Source organism: Mesorhizobium sp. DxT (assembly GCF_058448885.1).
Window position 1 is genome coordinate 102277 of record NZ_JBZFLJ010000004.1, and the last position, 25890, is coordinate 128166.

The following is a 25890-nucleotide window of genomic DNA, read 5'->3' on the forward strand; positions in this document are numbered from 1 at the left end:
GCATGGCGATACCGCGACAGCAAATCCTGGAAAAATTCCGCGCGATGATCGCGCGAGGCGAGCCGATCATCGGTGGCGGCGCCGGCACTGGACTTTCGGCCAAGTGCGAGGAAGAAGGCGGCATCGACCTCATCGTCATCTACAATTCCGGGCGCTACCGCATGGCCGGTCGCGGTTCGCTTGCGGGCCTGCTTGCCTATGGCGATTCCAACGCGATCGTCGTTGACATGGCGCGCGAGGTGCTGCCGGTGGTGAAGCACACGCCCGTGCTGGCCGGCGTAAACGGTACCGATCCATTCCGTGTGATGGATGTCTTCCTGCCGGAGCTGAAGCGCCTCGGCTTTTCCGGCATCCAGAACTTTCCGACCGTCGGGATCATCGACGGCACCTTCCGCGCCAATCTGGAAGAGACCGGCATGTCCTACGGGCTCGAGGTCGACATGATCGCCAAGGCCCGTGCGTTCGACATGCTGACGACGCCCTACGTCTTCAACGAGGACGAGGCGGCCGCGATGGCGCGCGCGGGTGCCGACATCATCGTCTGCCACATGGGCCTGACGACGGGCGGCTCCATCGGCGCCGAGACTGCGCTGAAGCTGGAAGACTGCCCGGCGCTGATAGACGCCTGGGCCGAGGCCGCGCTGAAGGTCAAGCCGGATGCGATCGTGCTTGCCCACGGCGGGCCGGTCGCGATGCCCGAAGACGCGGATTTCATCATGAAGAACACCGCCAATTGCCATGGCTTCTATGGAGCCTCTTCGATGGAGAGGTTGCCGACCGAAGTCGCGCTTACCGAGCAGACCCGCCAGTTCAAGCGGATCAAGGGAAAATGACATGCCGATAGAATTCATCACGTCGGCACCTTCGCGGGAGGGACGAAAATGACTGGACAGATCATCGGCCAGCTCATCCTGTGGCTCATCGCAGCCGTCATAGTCATCGCCATCATCTACTGGGTGATGAACTGGCTCTACCGCCGGTCGACGAAGGAGATAGCCTTCGTGCGGACCGGCTTCCTCGGCGAGAAGGTGGTGATCGACGGCGGCGCCTTCGTCTGGCCCATCGTCCACGACGTAACACCGGTCAGCATGAACACGCTCGTGCTGGAGGTGGTGCGCAACAAGGACCAGGCGCTGATTACTCGCGACCGGATGCGCATTGATGTGGAAGCGGAGTTCTATGTGCGGGTGCGGCCGACACGCGAGGCGGTGTCGGTGGCGGCCTCCACGCTGGGCCGGCGGACGCTGGACGCCAAGAACCTGCACGAACTGCTGGTCGGCAAGTTCGAAAGCGCCATGCGCGCGGTCGCGGCCGAAATGTCTATGGGCGAAATGCACGAGCAGCGCGGGGTCTATGTCAGCCGCGTTCGCGAGGCGGCGCAGGAAGATCTATCCCGCAACGGCCTGGAGCTGGAGTCGGTCGCTATCGTCGACATCGACCAGACCGCGCTCGAATATTTCAACCCGTCGAACCGCTTCGATGCCGAAGGTCTGACGGCGCTCATCAAGGACATCGAGGAGCGTCGCACGCTGCGCAACGACATCGAGCAGGGTGCGATGATCCAGATCCGCACCCGCAACCTCGAGGCGGAGAAGCAGTCGCTCGAGATCGAGCGCGCCAGCGAAGAGGCAAGGCTTGAACAGGAACGCGACGTCGAGTTCCGGCGCGCCCACCAGCGCGCGCAGCTTGCCCGCGAACGCGCCGAACGCGATACCGAGGCCGAGAGTGCGCAGATCACCGCGCGAGAAGCGATCGAGCGCGCGCGCATCGCCAACGAGCAGTCGATTGCAGAAAGCCGCATCGCCTCCGAACGCGAGATCAGGCAGCGCGAGATCGAGCGCCAGCGCGCGATCGACTCTGCCGAAATCACCACGCGCGAGGAGATCGAGAAGGCCCGCATCGCGCAGGAACGCGCGATCAAGGAAGCGCGCATCGATAACGAGAAGGAAACGCAAACCCGCGAAATCTCTCGCCAGCGCGAAGTCGATCAGGCCGAGATCGCAGCAAAGGAATCGACCGAGAAGGCCCGCATCGAACAGGAGCGCGCGGTCGCCGAAAGCCGCATAACGACCGAGCAGGACATCCGCCGGCGCGAGATCGAGCGTAGCCGCGCCATCGAAGAGGCAGAGATCGCCTCACGCGAGGCGACCGAGAAGTTGCGTATTCTCGAAGCTGCCAATACCAACGAAGAGCGCATCGAGACGGACCGCAAGATCCGCGAGCTGGAGATCGGCAAGCAGAAGGCGCTGGAGGAAGCCGAGATCGCAGCAGGGCAAGCCACGGAGGCAGCCCGTATCGCACGCGAAAAGAAGATCGCGGCCGAACGCATCGCCTACGAGCAGGAAACGCGCGAACGCGAGATCGCCCGCAACCGGGCCGTCGACCAGGCCGACATCTCGGCACGCGAGCTGATCGAAAGTGCCCGCATCGAGGTGGAAGCCAAGATCGAGCGCGAGCGCATCGACAGCGAACGCGGCACGCGCGAGCGCGACATCGAACGCCGGCAGATGCTGGACGAGGCGCAGGTCGCGGCCGACGAGGCGGTCGAAGCCGCCCGCATCGCGCAGAGAAAGATGCTCGACTTCGAGCGCATCACCGCCGAGCAGGAGACGCGGGAACGCGAGATCGAGCGCGAGCGGATCGTCGAGGAGGCCAGCGAACGGCGCATCGTCGAGCTCGCCGCCAGGAAGAGCGAACGTGCCGAAGCGGACGCCAAGGTGCGGCAGGCCGAGATCCTGGCGCAGCGCGACGTGGAGCGCAGCGACATCGCACGCCAGCAGGCGCTGGACGCGGCCAAGCTCGAACGCCAGCGCGCGCTGGAACAGCTCGAGATCGCCCGCGTGCAGACGCTGCGCGAGGCCGAGATTGCTTCGAAAGAAGAGATCGAACGCGCCCGCATCGCATCCGAGCGCGGCCTCGACGAAGCCCGCATCGGTCACGAGACGGAGCGGCGCCGGCTGGAGGTCGAGCGCGAGCGTAATATCGAGAGCGCGCAGATGGAAAAGGCCATCGTGCTCTACCGCAAATCGCTGGAGGAATCGGCTGCCCGTGCCGAGGCCGACATTGCCAGAGCCCGCGCGGCCGAGGCCGAGGAGCAGATCAAGACCGCACGCGAGACCGAGGAGGCCAACCGTCGCAAGAGCGTCGATGTGCTGATGGCGGAGAAGCGCGCTCAGGAGGAAAAGATCGCCGCCGAGGCCGAGAAGGTCCGCCGCGCGGTCGAGGCCGAGGCGCAGAAGCTGCTCAACGAGGCCGAAAACGTGCTGTCCGATCCGGCGCGGCACTCGCTGTTCCGCCGCAAGCTGCTGGAACATGTCGAGGGCATCGTTTCGGCCTCCGTCAAGCCGCTGGAGAAGATCCAGGACATCCGCATCATGCAGCTCGACGGCATCGCTGGCGGACACGGCGGCGAACGGGCCAACATGACCGACGAGGTCATCAACTCGGCGCTTCGCTATCGCGTCCAGGCGCCGCTGGTCGACAGCCTGCTTGCCGATATCGGCATCGAGGGTGGCAACCTGACGAAGCAAGGCGGCCTGATCCGCGAGGCCTCCGACCTGACGCGCATCGCCGGCGAGGTGCAGAAACAGCAGCGCTCTGGAGGTGATGGCGGCTCCAACGATGGCGGCAGCGGGTCCGATGGCGGCGGCAAATCGTCGTCCGGTTCGCGGTCGAAGAAATAGGAGCCGGCAATGCCAAGGGTATTCGTCTCCACTGTCATCGATGCGCCGCCCGCCAGGGTTTGGGAGCGGATCAGGGATTTCAACGCGCTGCCGCGCTGGCATCCCCGCATCCGCGAAAGCCGCATCGAAAACGGCGAACCTTCCGACAAGGTCGGCTGCGTGCGCGATTTCACGCTGCAAAACGGCGACCGCCTACGCGAAAAGCTGCTCGGCCTGTCGGACTACGACATGTTCTGCACCTACGCGATCCTCGAAGGACCGATGCCGCTGACCGACTATGTCGCGACGTTGCGGCTGACCCCGATAACGGATGGCGATCGCACCTTTGCCGAATGGTCGGCCGAGTTCGAGTGCGCCGACGAGGTGGCCGACGATCTCGTCAACGGCATCGGCGGCAACGTCTTCCAGGGCGGCTTCGACTCGCTCAAGCGACATTTCGGGGGATAGGCGGATGCTTGCCGACGCTGCCTCTTTACGTTGCCCCCCTCTGGCCTGCCGGCCATCTCCCCCACACGGGGGGAGATCAGCCGTCGGCCGATCTTTCGCCAATCTCCAGCGTTGGAGAGGCAGCGCTGAGCGTGAAGCTGCCGATCTCCCCCCTTGTGGGGGAGATGTACGGCAGGACAGAGGGGGGCGTGAAGGAACGCGGAGCATTCGGGAGTTGCGATCAACCAAAGAGATCGCCCCATGGTGAAGATCGTCAAATCCACCATCATGGAGGCGCCTGTCGAGGCCGTGTGGGAGGTGCTGCGCGACTTCAACGGCCACGACCAGTGGCACCCGGCGGTCGCCGACAGCCACATCGAGCGCGGACAGCCCTCCGACAAGGTTGGATGCGTTCGCCGCTTCCATCTGGCCGATGGTTCGGAACTGCGCGAGCAGCTTCTGACCATGTCCGACATCGACATGGCGTTCTCCTATTGCCTACTCGATACGCCGATCCCGCTGCTCAACTACGTCGCTCATGTCCGCCTGATCCCGGTAACCGACGGCGATATGACGTTCTGGCACTGGGAGTCGCGCTTCGACACGCCGCCGGGCCGCGAAGCCGAGCTTCAGAAGCAGGTCGGCGAGGAAATCTACGAGGGCGGCTTTCACGCCGTCCGCGCCTTCATGGGGCTAGCGCCCGCATCGCAGGGAGGGGCCTGATGCCCGTGAAAGTGGAGACCTACGAGCGCGTTGAAGAGGCCGCGCGCGCCCTCTCGGCAAGCCGTTCGGCGCGTTTTCTCGGCGGCGGCACGCTTGTGATGCGGGCTGTGAATGCCGGCGACCAGTCATTCGATACGATCATTCGACTGCGCGATCCGGATTTTCGGACGATCAGGATGCAGGGCGACGGTCTCGTCATCGGCGCCGGGGTCACCATGGCCGCGCTTGTCGCCAATCGCGATGCGGCATTCCTCGCTCCCGTGGCGCGGGTGATCGGCGGTCCGGCCATCCGCAACATGGCGACCGTTGGCGGCAACCTGTTTGCCAGCGGCAATTACGGCGATCTCGCCGTGGCGCTGCTGGCGCTGGGCGCCACGGTGCAGCTCGCCGGCAGCGGCAGCCGCGGCATGCCGATCGACGAGTTCCTGCGGGACCGCGAGCGCCACGCAACCTCACTTGTCCAGTCCGTCACCGTGCCACGGCCGCGCGACCCCGCCGCATTTCGCTTCACCAAGGTCAGTCGCGTGAAGCCGAAGGGTGTGTCGCTGATGTCGATCGCGGCACTCCTGCCGCAGTCGGGCGGGCGCGTGCAGGGCGCGCGCGTCGCCTATGGCGCAATGGGGCCGACGCCCCTGCGCGCCATTGCGGTCGAACGCGCGCTTGAAGGACAGGCGCTCGATGCCGCTGCCATCGATCGGGCGGCCGCGCTGGCGGTCGAGGGCATCGCGCCGCCGACCGACGCGCTCGCCTCGTCCTGGTATCGGGCGGAGGTGGCCGGTGTGCATCTGAAACGGCTCCTGGCCGGGGAACGGAGATAGGCATGGCGAAGAAACCGGTCCAGTTTCGTCTCAACGGCTCGGAAAAGGCGGTGTTCGTCGACGACGGGCAGAACCTTCTCGACCTACTGCGTCGCGGCGTCGGCGACCTGACCCCGAAATATGGCTGCGGGCAGGGAACCTGCGGCACCTGCACGGTGCTGATCGATGGCGAGCCGCATCTGTCATGCCTGACGCTCGCGGAAACCATCGACGGCCGGCAGGTCTCCACCACGGCCGGGCTTGCGCGCGGCAGCGAGCTTCATCCGCTGCAGGCCGCCTTCATGGATGGGTTCGCCGCCCAATGCGGCTACTGCACGCCGGGCATGCTGATGGCCGCGAGCGCGCTGCTGGAGCGTAACCCGGACCCTTCGCGCGAGGACATCGTGGAAGCCATCTCCGGCAATATCTGCCGCTGCACCGGCTACGAGCCGATCATCAACGCGATCCTTGCCGCGGCGAAGGCCGGCGGCGCACGGCGCTACGGGTAGGTGAGCCAATGAGCATCGAGTTCCGCAAGGAATATTTCGCCGACGAGCGCGACGACAATTTGAATGAGGTCGGCAAGCCGACCCAGCGCCAGGATGCGCTTGGCCATGTCACCGGCAGGTCGCCCTATTTCGACGACCATCTCTTCGACGGACTGCTTCACATCCGCTGCGTGAGAAGCCCGCACCATCACGCGCGCATCCGGCGCATCGACACCAGCGAAGCCGAGCGCATGCCGGGTGTGGTGAGGATCATCACCGGCAAGGACGTGCCGCATAATCTCAACACGCTGCTGTCGCTGCTCGACTTCGGCCTCGATGACGAGCCGCTGCTTTCCGACAAGAAGGTCGCCTACAAGGGCGAGCCGGTGGCGGCCGTGGTCGCCGAGACCGAGCGGGCAGCACGCGACGCGGTCGCCAGGGTGCGGGTCGATTGGGAGGAGCTTCCAGCCGTCTTCGACGTTGAGGAAGCGGTCAAGCCGGGCGCGCCGGTGGTCAACGAGGTCTACCCGAAGAACCTCTTCGTCTATCACGGCCGCTACGACCACCAGAAGCTGCGCTACGGCGACGTGGAAGCGGGTTTCCGTCAGGCCGACCGCATCATCGAAGGGCGATACCAGATGTCGCCGATCGAGCAGGCGCCGACGGAGACATGCGGCGCGATCGCTGCCCCCGAGACCAACGACCGCTACGTCGTCTACACGTCCACGCAGGCGCTGTTCTTCTCGCTCGACACCACGTCGAAGCTGCTCAAGACGCCGTCCAACCGGCTGCATTTTATCGGCGGCACCGTGGGCGGCGGCTTCGGCGGCAAGGTCGATTCCCTGCACGAGCCGATGGCGGTGCTGGGCACCATGCTGACCGGGCGGCCATGCAAATACATCTTCGACCGCGAGGAAGAGATGCAGGTGGGTGCGCCGCGCGGCGCGGAACGCTGGTACCTCAAGGACGGTGTGATGAACGATGGGCGCATCGTCGCCCGCAAGTTCGTCGGCTATTTCGACAGTGGTGCCTATACGCGGCTTTCCAGCTACGCCATCATCAAGGGCGTGGGGCACCTGCCGGGGCCTTACACGATCCCCAACGTCTATGCCGACGTCTATTGCGTCTTCACCAACCGGACGCCGGCCACCGCCATGCGCGGCTTCGGCATTACCGGTGTCGATTTCGCCATCGAGGCACATATGGACAAGGTGGCGCACGAGGTCGGCCTCGACCCGATCGAACTGCGCATCCTCAACGCCTATCGCGACGGTGACATGAAGGCGCATCGCCGTCTCGCCAAGAACACGGCGCTGATCGAGTGCTGTCAGGTGGCCGCCGAAAAGGCCAAGTGGCCGCTCAGCCAGGCTGCCAGCCAGGCATCGTCTCTGCGCGATGGCGGCGGCGAGCGCGGCCGCTTGCCCGCTCATACGGCGACCGACCAGAACGGTCTCGTCACCGGGTTCACCGCGCAGAGTTACGCCAAGAAGTCCAGGGCGACGCAGCCATCCGCGACGCCGCCGCCCCAGATCGCGCGACACGAAAGTGCGCCGGTGACGCCGCGTGCCGAACAGCCCCGGCCGCAGCCTGCGCAGCCCGCCTCTGCCCCGCCCCCGCCACCGGCCGCAACCGAGCAGCGGCACACGCGGTTTTCCTCCATCTCCGGCCTCAGGAGGCGATGACATGACGATCCATCGCGGACGCGGCTTTGCCTCGATCAACTATCCCATCGGCATGAATCTCGGTGGCGACCCCTCGCAGGCGCTCGTCCACTCCAATCCCGGCGGCAAGTTCATGGTGGCGCTGTCCTCCATCGATCTCGGCCAGGGCATGAAGTCGGTGACACGCCAGATCGCCGCCGAAACACTCGGCGTGCCGGTAGAGGATGTCTATGTGGATACGGCCGACTCCGACACCGGTCCGCACTGCATGGGCTCCTTCGCCTCACGCGGGACGCACCGCGTCGGCAATGCCGTCATTCAGGCTGCGCAGGAAGCGCGCGCGGTCATGCTCGAAGCGGCGGCCGAGGAACTGGAGGTCGACCCCGCCGACCTCGTAACCGACGGCAAGGGCAACATCCACGTCAAGGGCGCGCCCTCGAAATCGATCACCACGGCGGAAGCCTGCGGGGCGGCGCAGTTCAAGCAGGGCCGCACCGTGTCGGGGCGCGGCATCTTCCTGATCCCGCTGTCGGAGGTCGATGCGGATACCGGCGAGATGACGCCGGTGTCCTGTTTCGCCCATGCAGCGCTGATCGTCGATGTCGATGTCGACGACGAGACCGGTGAAATCGATGTCATCCAGATGAACAGTGCCTATGAGCTTGGGCGAGCGCTGAACCCGCGCCTTGTCGAACAGCAGCTCGTGGGCGGCGCCTGGATGGGTATGAGCCATGCCGCGTGGGAGACCACGGAACCCTACTATCCGGAACGCAGCCACGGTCCGCTCGACTTCAACACCTATCTGATGCCCGGGCCGGGCGACATCGCCCCGCATAACATCGCGATCCTCGAGCGTCCCGCGCCGGATGGCCCCTTTGGCGGCAAGGGGCCGGGCGAAATGTGCGCCAATCCGGTGCTGCCGGCGATGGTCAATGCCGTTTTCAACGCCGTTGGCGTCCGCATCGACGAATTGCCCATCACGCCGGAAAAGGTGCTGCGCGGCATCCGCGCCAACGGCGGTGCGCAGCCGCAGGGCCGGCGGGGCTGAGGGCTTCTAGGATGCAGGTGCTCTACGATCGCCAACGGGGTATTCCATGCCGATAAGACGTTCCATCGTCGGCATAGACAGCCCCGATCGCCTCGCAACCTCGCTGCGCGATGCGCAGTATCTGGCCGATGACAGCCTGGCGACGGCTGCATATCTCGCGCTGGCGCTCGGCAAGCCGCTGCTGCTCGAAGGCGCACCGGGCGTCGGCAAGACCGAGGGTGCAAAGGCCATCACCTCCGTGCTTGGACGCCAGCTCGTGCGCCTGCAATGTTACGAAGGCATCGATTCCGCCCACGCGCTTTACGAATGGAACTATCCGCGCCAGATGCTGGCGATCCGCCAAGCGCGGGAGGAATTCGTCAACATCTATGCCGACGACTTCCTCATAGCGCGGCCCATGCTGGAAGCGCTGCGCCATCCGCGCGACACGGTGCTGCTGATCGACGAGATCGATCGTGCAGACCACGAGTTCGAGGCGTTCCTGCTGGAGTTCCTGTCCGATTTCTCGATCTCGATCCCCGAACGCGGCACGATCCGCGCGCAGGAGCATCCGGTGGTCGTGCTGACCTCCAACCGCACCCGCGAGCTTCACGAAGCCCTGCGGCGGCGCTGCGTCTATCACTGGATCGATTATCCTCATCCGACGCGCGAGGCCGAGATCGTAATGATGCGCGCCAGCCAGGTGGCGCACGACACGGCTTATCGCGTGGTTGCGGCGGTCGGTGCGCTGCGTGCCGAGCCGCTTGCGAAGCCTCCCGGCGTTGCGGAGACCGTGGAGTGGGCGGAAGCAGCGACCTTGCTGCACGAGCAGGGCGCTGCGTGGCCGGCAGCGTTCCGGCGGGCCATCGGCGTGGCGTTGAAGGACCAGGACGACCTGACCTTTCTCGAATCCCGCCTGGACGACATGCTGCGGGAGGCTGCGGCGTGAACGATCCGCTTCCCCGTCCGCTTCTGCCCTTCGTCGACTTCGCGACCCTGCTGCGAACCAACGGTTTCGCGGTTGCGCCGGAGCAGACACAGACATTCGTCGCTGCGGTGGGACTGCTCGGTCCGCGCTCGATGGAGGAGATTCACCGCGCAGCCCTCGCCACAATCGGCCCGTCGCCGGATCGCCGCGACGAGTTCGATGCGCTGTTTCGACTGGCCTTCCTCGGACAATCGCTCCCGGCCGCGACCGGCGAGCCGGACGAGGACGAACTGGAGGCCTATGACGATCGCGACGGCGGGATGGAGCCGCCTGAAACCGACGAGGCCGAAGAGTCGGGCGGCACGCCGACGGGGGCGGAGCGTTTGTTCAATCGCCGCTTTGCCGAGCTCTCAGAGGCTGAGGCGCTGCGCCGTTTCCGCCGCCGCGCGCCATCGGAGCTGCCGCGCAGGCGCTCGCGGCGGCTTGTCGCGGGTAAGGGGCGCGGGCGTCTCGACATGCGCGGCGCACTGCGCGAAGCGGTCGCGCGCGATGGCGAGGTCGTGCATCTGCCGACGCTCGATCGCAGGCAGCGCCGCCGGCGTATCTTGCTGCTGATCGACGTGTCCGGATCGATGAAGGACAACACCGACACCTATCTGCGCTTTGCCCATGCCTTGGCGCAGGCGACGGACAGGCTCGAGGTCTTCACTCTCGGAACCCGCCTTACGCGCATCACGCGGGCACTCCGCCGGCGCAGCCGCGACCAGGCGCTTGGGCTCGCCTCGACGCTCGTGGCGGACTGGGATGGCGGCACGCGGCTTGGCGATGCCTTGCAGGCATTCCTCGCCGTGCCGCGCTTTTCCGGTTTTTCGCGCGGGGCGCTGGTCGTCGTTCTTTCCGACGGATTGGAGCGCGGCGACCACACCGCCATGACCGATGCGATGCAACGCCTGGCGCGGCTTGCATGGCGCATCCTGTGGCTGAGCCCGCTTGCCGGCGGTGCGGCCTATACCGCCGAGACCGGCGCGCTCAGGTCGGTGCTGCCATTCATCGACCGGCTCGGCGATGGATCGAGCGCGCGCAGAGTCTGCGCGGAGGTGCTCGGCTTCGAACGGAGACTGTCTGCATGAAGATCATCGACGCGCATCATCATATCTGGCGGCAAGCGGATTTGCCCTGGCTTCTCGGGCCCACCCAGCCGCGCATCTTCGGCGCCTATGACGCGATCAAGCGCGACTACCCTATCGAGGAATATCTGGAGGACATAGCCGGAAGCGGCGTCGAGAAATCCGTTTATGTGCAGGCGAACTGGGCGCCCAACTGGGCCGAGGACGAGGTCGCTTGGGTGCAGGAAACGGCAGATCGCACCGGCTGGCCGCATGCAATCGTCGGCTATTGCGACATGACGGTGCAGGACGCGCGACCCGCCCTCGACAAGCTTGCGAAATATCCGCTGATGCGCGGCATCCGCCAGCAGTTCCACTGGCACGAGAACGACCAGTACCGTTTCGCCAGGACGCCCGATCTATGTCGTGACGCCAATGTGCAGCGCAACGTCGCCTATCTGAAGGATTACGACTGGAGCTTCGACCTGCAGGTCTTCGCCGACCAGATGGACGGGGCGGCCGAGCTTGCGGAAGCATGCCCCAAGATAACGTTCATCCTCCAGCATGCCGGCATGCTGGAGGACCTTTCCGACGACGGCCGCGCCACGTGGAAGGCGCAGATGCGCAAGCTCGCAAAGCAGGAGAACGTCGTCTCGAAGCTTTCGGCCTTCGGCACCTTCATCCACCAGAACGACGCTGCGCACATCGAGCGCATCCTGCACGACACCGTCGCAATCTTCGGCGCGAAACGCTGCCTCTACGGCTCCAATTTCCCCATCGAGAAACTGTGGACCAGCTACGGCGAACTGATGCGCGCCTTCCTGAAGGCCGCGAACGACCTCAGCGCGGGACGGCAGAAAGCAATCTTTTACGACACGGCAAAGCGGGTCTACCGGCTTTGAGCATCAGGCAAGGGAGGGAGAGGGACCATGGCTCTTGAAATCAAGGTTCTCGACTATGGCGACATCGAGCTCGAATCGAGCTTCCTCGTGCTCGGCCGCAACTGCGGCATCAGGGCGCGTGTCTACACCTATGGGTTTCTGATCCTCGGCGGGCAATATCCGATCGTTGTCGACACCGGATTCCGCGACAACGCGATCATGGAAACGCTTGGCATGCGCGGCCTGCAGTTCCATGAGCAAATGATCGAGAACCAGCTTGCCCGGCACGGGGTGAAGCCCGGCGACATACGCTACATCTGCCATACGCATCTGCACATCGACCACGCCGGCAAGGACGACCATTTCCCGATGAACACGACGGTGGTGATAAACCGCCGCGAGATGGAATGCTCGGTCTCGGGGCTCATGCATCCGCAATATCCGAAGCCCGACATCATGCATCTCGTCGAAAGGCTGCACACGCCCGGCGCGCTGCGCTTCGAGGACCTGGAGCTTTCTGGGCCGGTGGAGCTGATCCCCGGCGTCGTGCTTGAGGCCGCCAACGCCCACACCGAGGGCTCGATGAACGTCCATGTCGAGACCGCCGAGGGCCGCGCCACCATCTGCGGCGATGTGATCTACGATATCCAGAACCAGATCGTCGAACCATTCGACCAGATCCAGGCGCACGAGCCGCAGGTCACCGGCAACCATGCCGGATCGAAACGCTCGGAAAAGGCCGCGATCAAGAAACTGCTCAACGGTTCGCGCTTCCTGCTGCCGGTGCACGACAAGCCGGCCAAGGTGGAAAACGGCCAGATTGTCGGCCGGCTCGACATGGCGGTGCCGGGCCCGGTGAGCCAGACGGTGCACCGCCGCAACTGGTTTCCGGCCTAGGTTCGGCAGCACGAGGAGGGGACAATGGCGCACGACGCAGCAAGACCGCACTTCCGCGATCTGATCGACGAACACGCGCCGGTGCGGCAGATCGGGTCCGGCTTCATCTTCACCGAGGGGCCGATCTGGCATCCGCTCGAGCACCATCTGCTGTTCTCGGACATGCCCGGCGACGTGCGCCGGCGCTGGGACCGCGACGGCGTGCGGGAGGTGATGCGGCCGGCCAACAAGGGCAACGGCATGACCTATGATGCCGACCTCAACCTGCTGGTTTGCGAGCACGCCACGTCGAGCGTAGCGCGGTTCGGGCCTGACGGCCGCCGCGATGTGCTCGCCAGCCATTTCGAAGGCAGGGAGCTGAACAGTCCGAACGATCTGTGCGTACACTCCAGCGGCGCGATCTATTTCTCCGACCCGTGGTACGGCCGCATGGCGCATTACGGCGTGGAGCGGCCACGCCAGCTCGGCTGGCAGGGCGTGTTCCGCATCCCGCCCGGACAGGTCGGAGGCGAGCCACAATTGCTGGTCGACCGCTACCTCTTCAGCCAGCCCAATGGACTGTGTTTCTCGCCCGACGAGACGCAGCTCTATGTGAACGACACCGAGCAATGCAATATTCGCGTCTTCGACGTGAAGCCGGACGGCACGCTGGGCGGCGGCCGCCTGTTCGCGTCCGGCATCAAGGATACGTTGAAGCCGGGCGTGCCCGACGGCATGAAGTGCGATGCGGACGGCAATGTCTGGGTGACGGCGCCGGGCGGTGTATGGGTCTACGATCCGGCAGGGCAGCTTCTCGGCAAGGTTTCGATACCCGAACTCCCGGCCAACCTGCACTGGGGCGGGGAAGACTGGCGCACGCTGTTTGTCTGCGCGTCGACCTCGGTCTATGCCGTGGACGTCAAGATCGGCCCGCGTATCGAACCTTTCATGCGCCCGCGTGCTGCTGCGCGCTCAGGCCCATCGGCCAGCCAGCCCGTCGCTGCGGCCGGCGATGGCAGCTTCAAGCTCGACACGTCGCGCTGCGCACTCATCATCCAGGACATGCAGAACGATGTGGTGATGGAAGGCGGAGCCTTCGCAGATTCCGGTTCGCCGCAGCACTGCCGCGAGCAGAACGCGATCGAGAATGCGCGCCGCCTCGCCGAACATTGCCGCGCGGTCGGCGTGCCGGTGATCCATGTCTGGTTCGAGGTGGACAATGCCGGACGCGGCATGACGCTCAATGCGCCGCTGTTCGAGAACACCATGCAGGCCAACGCGCTGGTGAAAGGCAGTTGGGGCGCCCAGCCCGTGCCGGGGCTGGAAGCGCAGGCGGGCGACCATGTCGTCTCCAAGAACCGCATGAGCGCCTGGGAAGGCACTAGCCTGGAAACCGTGCTCAAGGCCGAGGGCCGGGATACCATCATCGAGACCGGCGCGTGGACCAACATGTCCATCGAGCACACGGCGCGGACCGGCGCCGACAAGGGCTACATCATGATCGTGCCGGAGGATGCCTGCTCGACCATGAACGCCGACTGGCATCGCGCCTCGATTGACTACGCGTTGCAGAATGTCGCCGCCGTGACCACGACGGATGAGGTTCTGCGGGCGCTCGGAGCGGCCGGCTAGCGCCCGCTCACCCGGCTGCGCAACATTGCTCGCGGGAAATCTCACGCTACGCGTTGACACTGTCCGCGTAGCAGATACTAGATGTAGTCGTCATGGTTCTTGCGAGTCGGATTGGACTCAAGAGCTAAGAGGGAAGCCGGTGCGCATGTAGTGCAAGGCCGGCGCTGCCCCCGCAACTGTAAGCAGTGAGCTTGCGTCGAGTTACGCCACTGGTGCGAGAGCGCCGGGAAGGCCGACGAAAGCGGCGACCTGCGAGCCAGGAGACCTGCCGTGACGAACACACACGAACCTCGGGCGGGGTGTCCCGATGGTGCGCGTTGCTGATGCGCGGTCCGCCGTGCGCCCCGGCATGCGTTCCGCGAAATCCCCGTCCAAAACCTACGGGGACAAGATGCCGGCAACCTCTACTCAGCACACCAGCGGGACCGCACCGGTTCCGATTTCCATCGGAACCGCCGACCGGCCAGCGGCCGAACCGGGCTACCGCGTCATTCGCCGCAACGGCGCTGTCACGCCCTTCGACCCGACCAAGATCACGGTAGCGCTGACCAAGGCGTTTCTGGCGGTGGAGGGCTCGACGGCGGCCGGCTCGCGACGCGTCCACGACGTCGTTGAGGAACTGACCGAGCAGGTTGTGTCCGCGCTCACCCGTCGCGTTGGCGAGGGGCGCACATTCCACATCGAGGACGTGCAGGACCAGGTGGAACTCGCGCTGATGCGCGGTGAAAACCACAAGGTCGCGCGCGCCTATGTGCTCTACCGCGAGGAGAGGGCGCGAGAGCGTGCCGCCGGGAAGGCGACCTCGACCGAAAGCGCCGTGCCGTCCCTGCAGGTGAAGGCGGAAGACGGATTGCTCCTCCCGCTCGACGAAGCGCGCCTTGCGCAGATCGTCGAAGAGGCCTGTGCCGACCTTGATGCGGTCTCGTCCACGCCAATCCTTGCCGAGGCGCGGCGCAACCTCTATGACGGCATCACGCTCGACGAACTGTCTCTGGCACCGATTCTCGCCGCGCGCACGCTGGTCGAGCAGGAGCCGAATTACGCCTTCGTTTCCGCCCGCCTGCTGCTCGACAGGTTGCGGCGCGAGGCGCTGACCTTCGTTTCCGGCCGGGCCGAGCAGGCAACGCAGGCCGAGATGTCGGCCCGTTATGCGAGCTATTTCCCCGATTTCATCAAGACCGGCATCGAGGCTGAGCTGATCGACCCGGAACTCGGCCGTTTCGATCTGGCTCGTCTCGGCGCGGCTTTGAAGCCGGAGCGCGACCTGAACTTCCAGTATCTCGGGCTCCAGACCCTCTACGACCGCTATTTCCTGCATACCAAGGGCAAGCGCTTCGAGCTGCCGCAGGCCTTCTTCATGCGCGTCGCGATGGGGCTGGCGATCCGCGAGATCGATCGCGAAGGCAGGGCGATCGAGTTCTATGACCTGCTGTCGTCGTTCGATTTCATGGCCTCCACGCCGACGCTATTCAATTCGGGGACGACGCGGCCGCAGCTTTCCTCCTGCTTCCTGACCACCATCGGCGACGACCTCGACGCCATCTTCAAGGGCGTGAAGGACAATGCACTGCTTGCCAAATATTCGGGCGGGCTTGGCAACGACTGGACGCCGGTGCGCGGCCTTGGCGCCCACATCAAGGGCACCAACGGCGAGAGCCAGGGCGTCGTGCCGTTCCTGAAGGTCGCCAACGACACCGCCATCGCCGTCAACCAGGGCGGCAAGCGCAAGGGCGCGGTCTGCGCCTATCTCGAGACCTGGCATGTCGACATCGAGGAATTCCTCGACCTCAGGAAAAACACCGGCGACGACCGCCGCCGCACGCATGACATGAACACGGCCAACTGGGTGCCGGACCTCTTCATGGAGCGCGTGGAGGCCGACACGGAATGGACGCTGTTCTCGCCCGATGAGACGCCGGACCTGCACGATCTCTACGGCCAATCGTTCCGCAAGGCTTACGAGGCCTACGAGGCGAAGGCGGCTTCCGGGGGGCTGAAGGTGTTCCGCAAGGTCCGCGCGCTCGACCTGTGGCGCAAGATGCTGACCATGCTTTTCGAGACCGGGCACCCATGGGTCACCTTCAAGGACCCGTGCAACATCCGCTCGCCGCAGGGCCACGTCGGCGTTGTGCATTCGTCGAACCTGTGCACGGAAATCACCCTGAACACCTCGAAGGACGAGGTTGCCGTGTGCAATCTCGGTTCGGTTAATCTGCTCAATCACATCGGCGAGCAGGGTCTCGACCTCGCGCACCTTGCGATGACTGTCGGCACTGCCATGCGCATGCTCGACAACGTCATCGACATCAATTTCTACACCATCCCCGAAGCGCGCGCGTCCAACCTACGCCATCGCCCGGTAGGCCTCGGCCTGATGGGCTTCCAGGATGCGTTGCAGAAGCTGCGCCTCGCCTACGCTTCGGACGAGGCGATCGAATTTGCTGATCTTTCGATGGAGGCAATCAGCTATCACGCAATCTCTGCGTCGGTCGATCTTGCCGCCGAGCGCGGCCGCTATGCAAGCTTCGAAGGCTCGCTGTGGTCGAAGGGCATCCTGCCGCTCGATTCGATCCGGCTGCTGGAGGAGGCGCGACCGGGCGTCGAGATGGACAGCGGTTCGACGCTGGATTGGGACGCATTGCGCAAGCGCGTCAGGAAGACCGGCATGCGCAACTCCAACACGATGGCGATCGCGCCGACGGCGACGATTTCCAACATCTGCGGCGTTTCGCAGTCGATCGAGCCGGCCTACCAGAACCTGTTCGTGAAATCGAACATGAGCGGCGACTTCACGGTGGTGAACGCGCAGCTCGTGCACGACCTGAAACAGCGTGGCCTGTGGGACGAGGTGATGGTGTCGGACCTCAAATATTTCGATGGTTCGCTTGGTCAGATCGACCGCATACCGGACGATCTCAAGGCGATCTACGCAACCGCGTTCGAGATCGATTCCACATGGCTGATCGAGGCCGCATCACGTCGCCAGAAATGGATCGATCAGGCCCAATCGCTTAATCTCTACATCGCCAATCCGAGCGGGCGGAAGCTCGACGAGCTCTATCGTTTCGCTTGGAAGAAGGGCCTCAAGACCACCTACTACCTGCGCTCGCGCTCGGCCACCCATGTCGAGAAGTCGACGCTGAAAGGAACCGACGGCAAGCTGAACGCGGTGTCTGCGACGGTTGCGGCGGTGCCCGCCGCTGCGCCGATCGCGATCGACCCTGACGCCGCATGGGGCAAGGCCTGCGCCATCGACGATCCCGACTGCGAGGCTTGCCAGTAGGCGGAAAGGCAATCGCGCAGCTTCGCGCCGCCCCTCATCCCCCTGCCGGGACCTTCTCCCCGTAAACGGGGAGAAGGAGGTTGGCCGCAACGCTGAAACTGCTCTTCTCTCCCTGTTTGCGGGGAGAAGATGCCGGCAGGCAGGTGAGGGGCGGCGCCGACCTCTCAAGGAATTCAAGGAGAACAGCAAAAAATGCTCGACTGGTCAGAACCGAAAGCTACCCCGTCCGCCCCGCCGCTCGGCGCACCCGCTGCCGATGCCACCGGCCTCGGCGAGATCGAACGCGGCGGCGCGCGCGTATCTGTCGATGACAAGCGCATGATCAACGCCCGCGCTGACGTGAACCAGCTATTGCCGCTAAAATATCGCTGGGCGTGGGAGAAATATCTGTCCGGCTGCAACAACCACTGGATGCCGACCGAGGTGTCCATGCAGGCCGACATCGCGCTGTGGAAGTCGAAGGACGGGCTGACGGATGACGAGCGGCGCATGATCAAGCGCAATCTCGGCTTCTTCGCCGCATCCGAATCGCTGGTTGCCAACAACATCGTGCTGGCGATCTACCGGCATCTGACGAACCCCGAATGCCGGCAGTACCTGCTGCGCCAGGCGTTCGAGGAGGCGATCCATACGCATACCTTCCAGTACATCGTGGAAAGTCTTTCCCTCGACGAAGGCGAACTCTTCAATATGTACCGCGAGGTGCCGTCGATCACCGACAAGGCGGCGTGGGCGCTGAAGCACACACAGAACCTCGACAATCCTGATTTCCGGACCGGCACCCCAGAGAGCGATACCGCCTTCCTGCGCGATCTCGTCGCCTTCTACGTCATTTTCGAGGGCATGTGGTTCTACACCGGCTTCGCGCAGATCCTGTCGCTTGGCCGGCGCAACAAGATGGTCGGCATCGCCGAGCAGTACCAGTACATCCTGCGCGACGAATCGATACACCTGAATTTCGGCATCGACGTCATCAACCAGATCAAGCTGGAGAACTCGCATCTGTGGTCGAAGGCGTTCCAGGACGAGGTGCGCGGCATGATCGCCGATGCAGCCAGGCTGGAGGCTGCCTACGGTCGCGATACCATGCCGCGCGGCTTCCTCGGTCTGAATGCGGCGTTGTGCGAACAGTACATGCATTTCATCGCCAACCGGCGCTGCGCGCAGCTCGGCCTCGCTCCGGTTTTCGAGGAGACCGAAAACCCGTTCCCGTGGATGTCGGAGGCTATGGATCTGAAGAAGGAAAAGAACTTCTTTGAAACGCGCGTGATCGAATACCAGAACGGCGGCGCGTTGAATTGGGATTGAGGTGCAGGAAGAAAGCTGGTGCTGCGAGAGAGGATTGAACTCTCGACCTCTCCCTTACCAAGGGAGTGCTCTACCACTGAGCTACCGCAGCAGGCCTTGAATGCGGCGGACTTCTGCCACAAGCGTCGGCTAAGCGCAAGCGTGGATCGGTTCATTCTTGAGTGCGTTTCCCATTGGGTGCCGCACCGGCGACCGATCCTGCAAATCGGGCGGCTTGAGCGCGGGCGCGCCTGTGCTGTAGGCTGCGCCGCCAGATGAACACAATTTGCTTTTAGCCGGGGTATTCCCGATTGAACCCGCCACGCGTGCCCTCACCGACCAATTCCGGGTCTAAACAGACCGAAGAGCAGGACAGGAAGGCCGCGCGGCTGGCCCAGAAGCTGCGAGCCAATCTTCAAAGGCGAAAGGCGCAGGCGCGATCGAGACGGGAAGGCGGGGCCGATTCGCGCCCCGAAGGATTGTTGAAGGGGGAAGGGGACGACAGCGAATGAGCCGGCTTGCCGGGTGCCGCTTCGCAATTGCTTCCCCCACGATCCTGTTGAATCAGACCGCCCGCCGCGCTAGACGGGCCGGCCTCGGACCATTGGACGCAATCATGCCGGCAGGCCGGCGAGGGGACCACGCATGGATCGTATCAGGATAGTCGGCGGCAAGGAACTGAACGGGTCGATCCCGATCTCCGGCGCCAAGAACGCCGCCCTCCCGCTGATGATCGCATCGCTCCTGACCGACGAGACGCTTAGCCTCGAAAACGTGCCGCATCTGGCCGATGTCGAGCAGCTCACGCGCATCCTCGGTAATCACGGTGTCGACTACTCGGTCAACGGCCGCCGCGAGGCGCAGAACTCGACCTATGCCCGCACGGTGAACTTCACCGCCCGCAACATCGTCGACACCGTTGCGCCCTACGAGCTGGTGTCGAAGATGCGCGCCTCGTTCTGGGTTATCGGCCCGTTGCTTGCGCGCATGGGCGAGGCGCGTGTTTCGCTGCCGGGCGGCTGTGCCATCGGCACGAGGCCCGTCGACCTCTTCATCGATGGTCTGCGAGCGCTGGGTGCGGAGATCGAGATCGAGCAGGGTTACGTCCATGCCAGCGCGCCCAAGGGCCTCATCGGCGACCGTTATGTATTCCCCAAGGTCTCAGTCGGCGCGACCCATGTGCTGATGATGGCGGCGTCTCTCGCGCGCGGGCAGACGGTGCTGGAAAACGCTGCCCGCGAGCCGGAGATCGTCAATCTTGCCGAATGCCTGAACGCGATGGGCGCGCGCATCTCCGGCGCCGGCACTTCGACTATCGTGATCGACGGCGTCACCTCGCTGTCGGGCGCGACGCATCAGGTTATCCCCGACCGCATCGAGACCGGCACCTACGCCATGGCGGTCGCCATGACGGGTGGCGATGTTGTGCTGGAAGGCGCGCGCGCCGACCTTCTGGAGGATGCGCTCGACGCCGTTTCGCGCGCCGGGGCCGAAATCACGCCGCTCAACTCCGGTATCCGCGTCCGCCGAAACGGTGCCGGCATCCTGCCGGTCGATGTCACGACCGAACCTTTCCCCGGCTTCCCGACCGACCTGCAGGCCCAGTTCATGGGCCTGATGACGCGCGCGGCAGGCCGCTCGCGCATCACCGAGACCATTTTCGAGAACCGCTTCATGCATGTGCAGGAGCTCGCGCGTCTCGGCGCAAAGATCACGCTGTCGGGGCAGACGGCCATCGTCGATGGGGTGCCGCAGCTCAAGGGCGCTCCGGTGATGGCGACCGACCTGCGCGCCTCGGTTTCGCTCGTGATTGCCGGGCTTGCCGCCGATGGCGAGACCGTCGTCAACCGCGTCTATCATCTCGACCGCGGCTTCGAGCGGCTGGAAGAGAAACTCTCCGGTTGCGGAGCGACGATCGAGCGCCTCTCTTCTTAGGGGCCCAAGGCATTAGGGCCGTGGGGAAACGGGTGGTTGTTTCCCTACTGCCTTATTCCCCTAATTCCCTATTCCCCTCTCATCCTGTTGCGCCGCACATCAAGACGGCCTAACACCGGAACTGAACCGTTCCGGCCCTCGCGGATTGCGTATCGATGTCACAACTGAAGCTTGTCGCCCTCGACGAACAGGATCTACAGGTCATCTCTGCCCATACGCAGGATGCCGTGATGAAGATCGGCGACCTGTCCTATCTTGCCGCGGAGAAGCGTTTCGTGGCCGCGATCAACCGCTTCGCCTGGGAGGCGAGGAAGGGCTTCTTCTCACGCCACAACGAACGACGTCGCAGCGCGCTGCATTTCGAGAGCGTTCGCGGCGTCAAGCTGACGGGCATTGATCGCAGCAAGGCCGACGATGTGCTGTCGCTGCTTGCGATCCGCTTCGAACCGGGCGCAGAGGCGCCGGCCGGTTCGATCGAACTCACCTTCTCCGGCGGTGCCGCGATCCGGCTGGAGGTGGACTACATCGAAGCGCGCCTTGCCGATCTTGGCGCCGCATGGGAAACACCGTCCCGCCCCGTCCATACGGGTTGAGGGAGCTCTACCGACCATGCCATTACGCCTCGACCGATCCGCTGCCGGTTTCGAAGCCGACTTCGCCGCATTCCTCGCCACAAAGCGGGAAGTGTCGGAGGACGTGGACACGGTGGTGCGCGATATCATCGCGCGCGTTCGGGAAGAGGGCGACGCGGCGCTCATCGACTATACTAGGCGGTTCGACCGGCTCGATCTCTCCAAAACGGGCATAGCCGTAAGCGAAGCCGAGGTCGAAGCGGCAATGGCCGAAGTCGATGCCGATACGCTTGCTGCCCTGCGTTTCGCACATGAGCGCATCACCGCTCACCATGCGCGCCAGATGCCGCAGGACGACCGCTATGTCGATCCGATCGGCGTCGAGCTCGGTTCGCGCTGGACGGCAGTCGAAGCGGTCGGCCTCTACGTGCCCGGCGGGACCGCGAGCTATCCGAGTTCCGTGCTGATGAACGCCGTGCCGGCCAGGGTCGCGGGCGTTGAGCGCATTGTCATGACGGTGCCGTCGCCGGACGGACAGCTAAACCCGTTCGTTCTTGCCGCAGCCCGGCTTGCCGGAGTGTCCGAAATCTACCGTGTCGGCGGCGCGCAGGCGGTTGCCGCCCTTGCCTATGGCACCGAGACCATCGCGCCGGTGGCGAAGATCGTCGGTCCGGGCAACGCCTATGTCGCCGCAGCAAAGCGACGCGTGTTCGGCACGGTCGGCATCGACATGATCGCCGGCCCGTCCGAGGTGCTGGTGATTGCCGATGGCAACAACGACCCGTCATGGCTGGCCGCCGACCTGCTCGCACAGGCCGAGCACGACGCTGCCGCACAGTCGATCCTGATAACCGACGATGCAGGGCTCGCCGACGCGGTCGAGGCCGAGGTGGAACGTCAGCTTGCCCGCCTTCCGCGCGGCGAGATGGCAGCCGCAAGCTGGCGTGATTTCGGCGCTGTCATCCTCGTGGCGAATCTCGCCGATGCCGTGCCGCTCGCAAACCGCATCGCGGCCGAGCATCTCGAGCTCGCGATGGACGACGCCGAAAACTACGTCGAAAAAATCCGCAACGCGGGCGCGGTTTTTCTCGGCCGCCACACGCCCGAGGTGATCGGCGACTATGTCGGCGGTTCCAATCACGTTTTGCCGACTGCGCGGTCGGCGCGTTTCTCGTCTGGTCTCTCGGTGCTCGATTTCGTCAAGCGCACGTCTCTCCTGAAGCTCGGACCCGAGCAGTTGCGCCTGCTGGCCCCTGCCGCGATCGCGCTCGCGCGCGCCGAGAATCTGGACGGCCATGCGGCTTCCGTCGCAATCCGGCTCAATCCCGAAAGCTAGGTCATGAGCGAGCGCGATCGAAACGCCCGGCTGATCGATGTCGAACTCGACGAATCGATCGGGCGCTCGACGCCGGACGTCGAGCACGAACGCGCAGTCGCGATTTTCGACCTGATCGAGGATAACTCGTTTCGGCCTGCCGGCGATGACAAGGGCGGGCCCTACAAGCTGAGACTGTCGGTTGTCGATTCGAAGCTGGTCTTCGCGATTTCACGCGAGGATGGCGAGGCCGTCGTCACCCACATCCTGTCACTGACGCCGTTCCGGCGCGTGGTGAAGGATTATTTCCTGATCTGCGAGAGCTATTACGAAGCGATACGGACCTCGACGCCGTCGCAGATCGAGGCGATCGACATGGGCCGCCGCGGCCTTCACAACGAAGGGTCGCAAACCCTGATGGACCGCCTCGCCGGCAAGATCGATGTCGATTTCGATACCGCGCGCCGGATCTTCACCCTGGTCTGCGTGCTGCACTGGCGGGGCTGACGATGTCGGCGACGGGCGCCGCCCCGCTTCCCCGTTCGGTCCTGTTCCTGTGCGGCATGAACGCCATACGATCGCCGATGGCGGAAGTGCTGGCCAGGAAGGTCTTGCCTCAGGCGACTTTTGTTGCCTCGGCCGGCGTACGAGCAGGCGCGCGCGACCCCTTCGTCGATGCCGTTCTTGCCGAAAAGGGGCTGACGCTGGGCAATCGCCAGCCGCAACGGCTCGATGAGATGGAAGACGCCTATTTTGACCTGATCGTCACACTCGCGCCCGAGGCGCATCACGCAGCACTTGAATTGACCCGCTCGATGGCTGTCGATGTCGAATACTGGCCGACGGCGGATCCATCCGGCGCGGCTGGAACGCGCGATCGCATACTCGACGCCTACCGCGATGTGCGCGACAGGATCGAGCAACGAATAGCCGCCCGCTTCGCTGCCGGGGGACCGTGAACATTCCAAGAATAAGCATGTTCACAAATCCGGAGTAATCATATAGGTTCCGCCGGAATTTCCGGCCGGGGCCGGCGATATCCAACAAGCCATAGGAATCGGATGCCGAAGGAAGAAGTACTGGAGTTTCCGGGCGTCGTCACTGAACTGCTGCCGAATGCCATGTTCAGGGTCAAGCTCGAGAACGAACACGAGATCATAGCGCATACGGCCGGCCGCATGCGCAAGAACCGGATTCGCGTTCTGACCGGCGACAAGGTCCTTGTCGAAATGACGCCCTACGACCTGACCAAGGGTCGTATCACCTACCGCTTCAAGTAGCGGTCGACGTTCTCTCCCGCATGCCGACGGGTCTTCGATGAGTGTTTTCCAGAAGCTTGTGCTTGCCTCGGGCTCGCCGAGACGGATCGAGCTTCTGCAGCAGGCGGGCATAGAGCCCGACCGCCTCTTTCCTGCCGACCTGGACGAGACGCCGCTGCGCGCGGAGCATCCGCGCTCGCTGGCCAAGCGCCTGTCGCGCGCGAAAGCCGAGAAGGCGCAGGAAGGGCTTGCCAAGGATGGCGAGGGCGATGCGTTCATCCTCGCCGCCGACACGGTGGTTGCCGTCGGCCGGCGCATCCTGCCCAAGGCGGAGCTGGTCGACGAAGCCTCGAACTGCCTGCGGCTGCTTTCGGGGCGCACGCATAGGGTCTACACCGGCGTCTGCCTCATCACGCCGTCCGGCAAGCTGCGCCAGCGGCTGGTGGAGACGCGCGTGCGCTTCAAGCGCCTGTCGCGCGAAGAGCTTGAAAGCTACCTCGCCTCGGGCGAATGGCGCGGCAAGGCGGGCGGCTACGGCATACAGGGCCTGGCCGGCACCTTCGTGGTCAAGATGGTCGGTTCCTACACCAACGTGGTGGGTCTGCCGCTCTACGAGACGGTGGGACTATTGACGGCCGACGGCTACAAGGTTCATTTCAACTGGCTGGCGGGCACGAGGGCCTGAACCGTGAGTGGTCAGGAAACCGGCAAGGTGACGCCGCTTCGCCCCCGCCGTCCATGCCCGGAATGCGGCAAGCCGTCCACCCGCGCGGACTATCCGTTCTGTTCGCCGCGCTGCAAGGATGTGGACCTCAATCGCTGGCTCTCCGGCTCTTATGCGATTCCTGTCACCGAAGCCGACGAGAACCTCGACGACAACGAGCATTGACCGCTCGAGCCTGCGGGTCGGCAGGTCCAGTAAAGCACACTGAATTTAGTCGCGAAATCGCGCCGCTTCGCGCTGGACAGGCGCAAAACTCGTGGTATAACCCACGCGCTTTCGGGCGGAAGACCAACACCGCCCTTTGCAAGGAATGCCTTCCAAGCGACCTTGCCGGATGCCCAGATAGCTCAGTTGGTAGAGCAGCGGATTGAAAATCCGCGTGTCGGTGGTTCGAATCCGCCTCTGGGCACCACTATTGTTTGTCGGTATGCTCACGGACAATCCAGTTCAAACCCCAAGGAACGCGCGCAGCAGCTCGAACTGGCCAAGCGTCATCGCCTGGCCGTTCACGGTCCTCAGCTCGAGCGCGATCGCATCGCGCAGGAATTGGGTGTCGAGCGGGTCGGTAATGGCGTCCGCTGCGAAGCTTCCAGCCGGCAGCGTCGTCAGCAATGCGCGCGGGAAGACACTCCCCGGTGCATGGGCCATGCCGATCGGTGTGGCGTTGATGGCCATGGAAAACCGATCCAGCGACGCAGGCATGCCTCGCTCGACCACGAGTTCCTTCCCCGCAAGCATGGATACAAGAGCTTCGATTTCCTGTTCTTCACGCGACCATATGGCGAGCCTGCGGCCGCCGCGTTCGGCGAACTCGTGGGCTATCGCGACACCGGCGGCGCCTGCGCCGGCGAGCACGACACTGCTGCCCTCCACCTGAAAGCCTGCGCGGCTCACGCCATTCCAGAAACCGGCTCCATCCGACATGTCGCCGGATAGTCTCCCGTCGGCGCTACGCCTCACCACATTGACGCTGGCCAGCGCCTTTGCAGTCGGAGAGGCATCGTCAACCAGATCGAGCAGTCTGCGCTTGTGCGGAAGGGTCGAAACGAACCCGTCGCAAGTCGCGGCGTCTCGGATCATCGCAGCGAAGTCGGGAAGTGCACGCGCGCTGACATCCACTGGGACCATGATCCGATCCGCGTCATGTTCCGCGAAATATGCGTTGAAAAGGTAGGGCGCCCGGGCTTGGGCGACCGGACTTCCGATCATGAAAACCACACGCGTCTGCCCGGTGACCAGGCGTTGACCTGCAGGCAAAATTCCCTCCCTTGGGTTGACTCACCACAG

General features: G+C 64.4%; 24 protein-coding genes, 2 tRNA genes and 1 riboswitch. Of the genes, 24 read left to right on the plus strand and 2 right to left on the minus strand.

The window, feature by feature from the left end; genetic code table 11:
* Positions 1-2: 2 nt before the first annotated feature.
* From ACVJNE_RS09775 to ACVJNE_RS09845, 15 genes are all read left to right on the plus strand, one after another.
* Positions 3-833, plus strand: a complete 831-nt coding sequence (locus ACVJNE_RS09775; protein ID WP_499565092.1) for a phosphoenolpyruvate hydrolase family protein — start codon at positions 3-5, stop codon at positions 831-833.
* Positions 834-881: 48 nt separating this feature from the next.
* Positions 882-3683: a flotillin family protein gene (locus tag ACVJNE_RS09780; RefSeq protein WP_499565094.1), complete on the plus strand. Its 2802-nt coding sequence runs from the start codon at positions 882-884 to the stop codon at positions 3681-3683.
* A gap of 9 nt (positions 3684-3692) precedes the next feature.
* Positions 3693-4130, plus strand: coding sequence for an SRPBCC family protein (locus tag ACVJNE_RS09785; RefSeq protein ID WP_499565096.1), 438 nt, complete (start codon positions 3693-3695; stop codon positions 4128-4130).
* Positions 4131-4370: 240 nt separating this feature from the next.
* Positions 4371-4832, plus strand: a complete 462-nt coding sequence (locus ACVJNE_RS09790; protein WP_368802236.1) for an SRPBCC family protein — start codon at positions 4371-4373, stop codon at positions 4830-4832.
* Complete coding sequence (locus tag ACVJNE_RS09795; RefSeq protein ID WP_499565098.1) at positions 4832-5650, plus strand: FAD binding domain-containing protein; 819 nt, start codon at positions 4832-4834, stop codon at positions 5648-5650. The genes ACVJNE_RS09790 and ACVJNE_RS09795 overlap by 1 nt, the downstream gene beginning before the upstream one ends.
* Positions 5651-5652: 2 nt before the next feature.
* Complete coding sequence (locus ACVJNE_RS09800) at positions 5653-6138, plus strand: (2Fe-2S)-binding protein (protein ID WP_499565100.1); 486 nt, start codon at positions 5653-5655, stop codon at positions 6136-6138.
* Between the two features lie 8 nt (positions 6139-6146).
* Entirely contained in the window at positions 6147-7799 is a 1653-nt protein-coding gene (locus tag ACVJNE_RS09805; RefSeq protein ID WP_499565102.1) for a xanthine dehydrogenase family protein molybdopterin-binding subunit, read from the plus strand.
* Between the two features lies 1 nt (position 7800).
* A complete protein-coding gene (locus ACVJNE_RS09810) occupies positions 7801-8826 on the plus strand; it encodes a xanthine dehydrogenase family protein molybdopterin-binding subunit (RefSeq protein WP_368802239.1) in 1026 nt (341 codons plus the stop codon).
* Positions 8827-8872: 46 nt separating this feature from the next.
* Positions 8873-9754 carry an AAA family ATPase gene (locus tag ACVJNE_RS09815; RefSeq protein WP_499565104.1) on the plus strand — a complete coding sequence of 294 codons (882 nt, stop codon included), beginning with the start codon at positions 8873-8875 and terminating at the stop codon, positions 9752-9754.
* Entirely contained in the window at positions 9751-10863 is a 1113-nt protein-coding gene (locus tag ACVJNE_RS09820) for a vWA domain-containing protein (protein ID WP_499565106.1), read from the plus strand. The genes ACVJNE_RS09815 and ACVJNE_RS09820 overlap by 4 nt, the downstream gene beginning before the upstream one ends.
* Positions 10860-11741, plus strand: coding sequence for an amidohydrolase family protein (locus ACVJNE_RS09825; protein WP_499565108.1), 882 nt, complete (start codon positions 10860-10862; stop codon positions 11739-11741). The genes ACVJNE_RS09820 and ACVJNE_RS09825 overlap by 4 nt, the downstream gene beginning before the upstream one ends.
* Before the next feature lie 27 nt (positions 11742-11768).
* A complete protein-coding gene (locus ACVJNE_RS09830) occupies positions 11769-12617 on the plus strand; it encodes an N-acyl homoserine lactonase family protein (RefSeq protein WP_499565110.1) in 849 nt (282 codons plus the stop codon).
* A 24-nt stretch (positions 12618-12641) separates the two neighbouring features.
* The gene (locus ACVJNE_RS09835) at positions 12642-14228 is read left to right on the plus strand and encodes an isochorismatase family protein (RefSeq protein ID WP_499565112.1); all 1587 of its coding nucleotides are present in this window, start codon (positions 12642-12644) and stop codon (positions 14226-14228) included.
* A gap of 76 nt (positions 14229-14304) precedes the next feature.
* Positions 14305-14515: riboswitch (cobalamin riboswitch) on the plus strand.
* 104 nt (positions 14516-14619) lie between these two features.
* On the plus strand, positions 14620-17511 hold the full coding sequence (locus ACVJNE_RS09840) for a ribonucleoside-diphosphate reductase subunit alpha (RefSeq protein ID WP_499565460.1): 2892 nt from the start codon (positions 14620-14622) through the stop codon (positions 17509-17511).
* 192 nt (positions 17512-17703) lie between these two features.
* Entirely contained in the window at positions 17704-18819 is a 1116-nt protein-coding gene (locus tag ACVJNE_RS09845; RefSeq protein ID WP_499565114.1) for a ribonucleotide-diphosphate reductase subunit beta, read from the plus strand.
* Between the two features lie 16 nt (positions 18820-18835).
* On the opposite strand, the gene ACVJNE_RS09850 is transcribed toward ACVJNE_RS09845, so the two are convergent.
* A tRNA-Thr gene (locus tag ACVJNE_RS09850) sits at positions 18836-18910 on the minus strand.
* Between the two features lie 533 nt (positions 18911-19443).
* On the opposite strand from ACVJNE_RS09850, the gene murA reads away from it, so the two are divergent.
* From murA to ACVJNE_RS09895, 9 genes are all read left to right on the plus strand, one after another.
* On the plus strand, positions 19444-20733 hold the full coding sequence (gene murA, locus ACVJNE_RS09855) for a UDP-N-acetylglucosamine 1-carboxyvinyltransferase (protein WP_499565116.1): 1290 nt from the start codon (positions 19444-19446) through the stop codon (positions 20731-20733).
* Positions 20734-20888: 155 nt separating this feature from the next.
* Positions 20889-21326, plus strand: a complete 438-nt coding sequence (locus tag ACVJNE_RS09860) for a DUF2948 family protein (RefSeq protein ID WP_499565118.1) — start codon at positions 20889-20891, stop codon at positions 21324-21326.
* A 16-nt stretch (positions 21327-21342) separates the two neighbouring features.
* Complete coding sequence (gene hisD, locus ACVJNE_RS09865; RefSeq protein ID WP_499565120.1) at positions 21343-22641, plus strand: histidinol dehydrogenase; 1299 nt, start codon at positions 21343-21345, stop codon at positions 22639-22641.
* 3 nt (positions 22642-22644) lie between these two features.
* Positions 22645-23127: a UPF0262 family protein gene (locus ACVJNE_RS09870; RefSeq protein WP_499565122.1), complete on the plus strand. Its 483-nt coding sequence runs from the start codon at positions 22645-22647 to the stop codon at positions 23125-23127.
* Complete coding sequence (locus ACVJNE_RS09875; RefSeq protein WP_499565462.1) at positions 23124-23579, plus strand: arsenate-mycothiol transferase ArsC; 456 nt, start codon at positions 23124-23126, stop codon at positions 23577-23579. Before ACVJNE_RS09870 ends, ACVJNE_RS09875 begins: the two co-directional genes overlap by 4 nt.
* A 102-nt stretch (positions 23580-23681) precedes the next feature.
* Positions 23682-23900 (plus strand): translation initiation factor IF-1, encoded by a 219-nt coding sequence (gene infA / locus ACVJNE_RS09880; protein ID WP_006200926.1) that lies wholly within the window; start codon positions 23682-23684, stop codon positions 23898-23900.
* 37 nt (positions 23901-23937) lie between these two features.
* Positions 23938-24564 carry a Maf-like protein gene (locus ACVJNE_RS09885; RefSeq protein WP_499565149.1) on the plus strand — a complete coding sequence of 209 codons (627 nt, stop codon included), beginning with the start codon at positions 23938-23940 and terminating at the stop codon, positions 24562-24564.
* A gap of 3 nt (positions 24565-24567) precedes the next feature.
* A complete protein-coding gene (gene yacG, locus ACVJNE_RS09890; RefSeq protein ID WP_499565151.1) occupies positions 24568-24768 on the plus strand; it encodes a DNA gyrase inhibitor YacG in 201 nt (66 codons plus the stop codon).
* 171 nt (positions 24769-24939) lie between these two features.
* Positions 24940-25015, plus strand: a tRNA-Phe gene (locus ACVJNE_RS09895).
* 35 nt (positions 25016-25050) lie between these two features.
* On the opposite strand, the gene ACVJNE_RS09900 is transcribed toward ACVJNE_RS09895, so the two are convergent.
* Entirely contained in the window at positions 25051-25812 is a 762-nt protein-coding gene (locus tag ACVJNE_RS09900; protein ID WP_499565464.1) for a shikimate dehydrogenase family protein, read from the minus strand.
* Between the last annotated feature and the right edge of the window lie 78 nt (positions 25813-25890).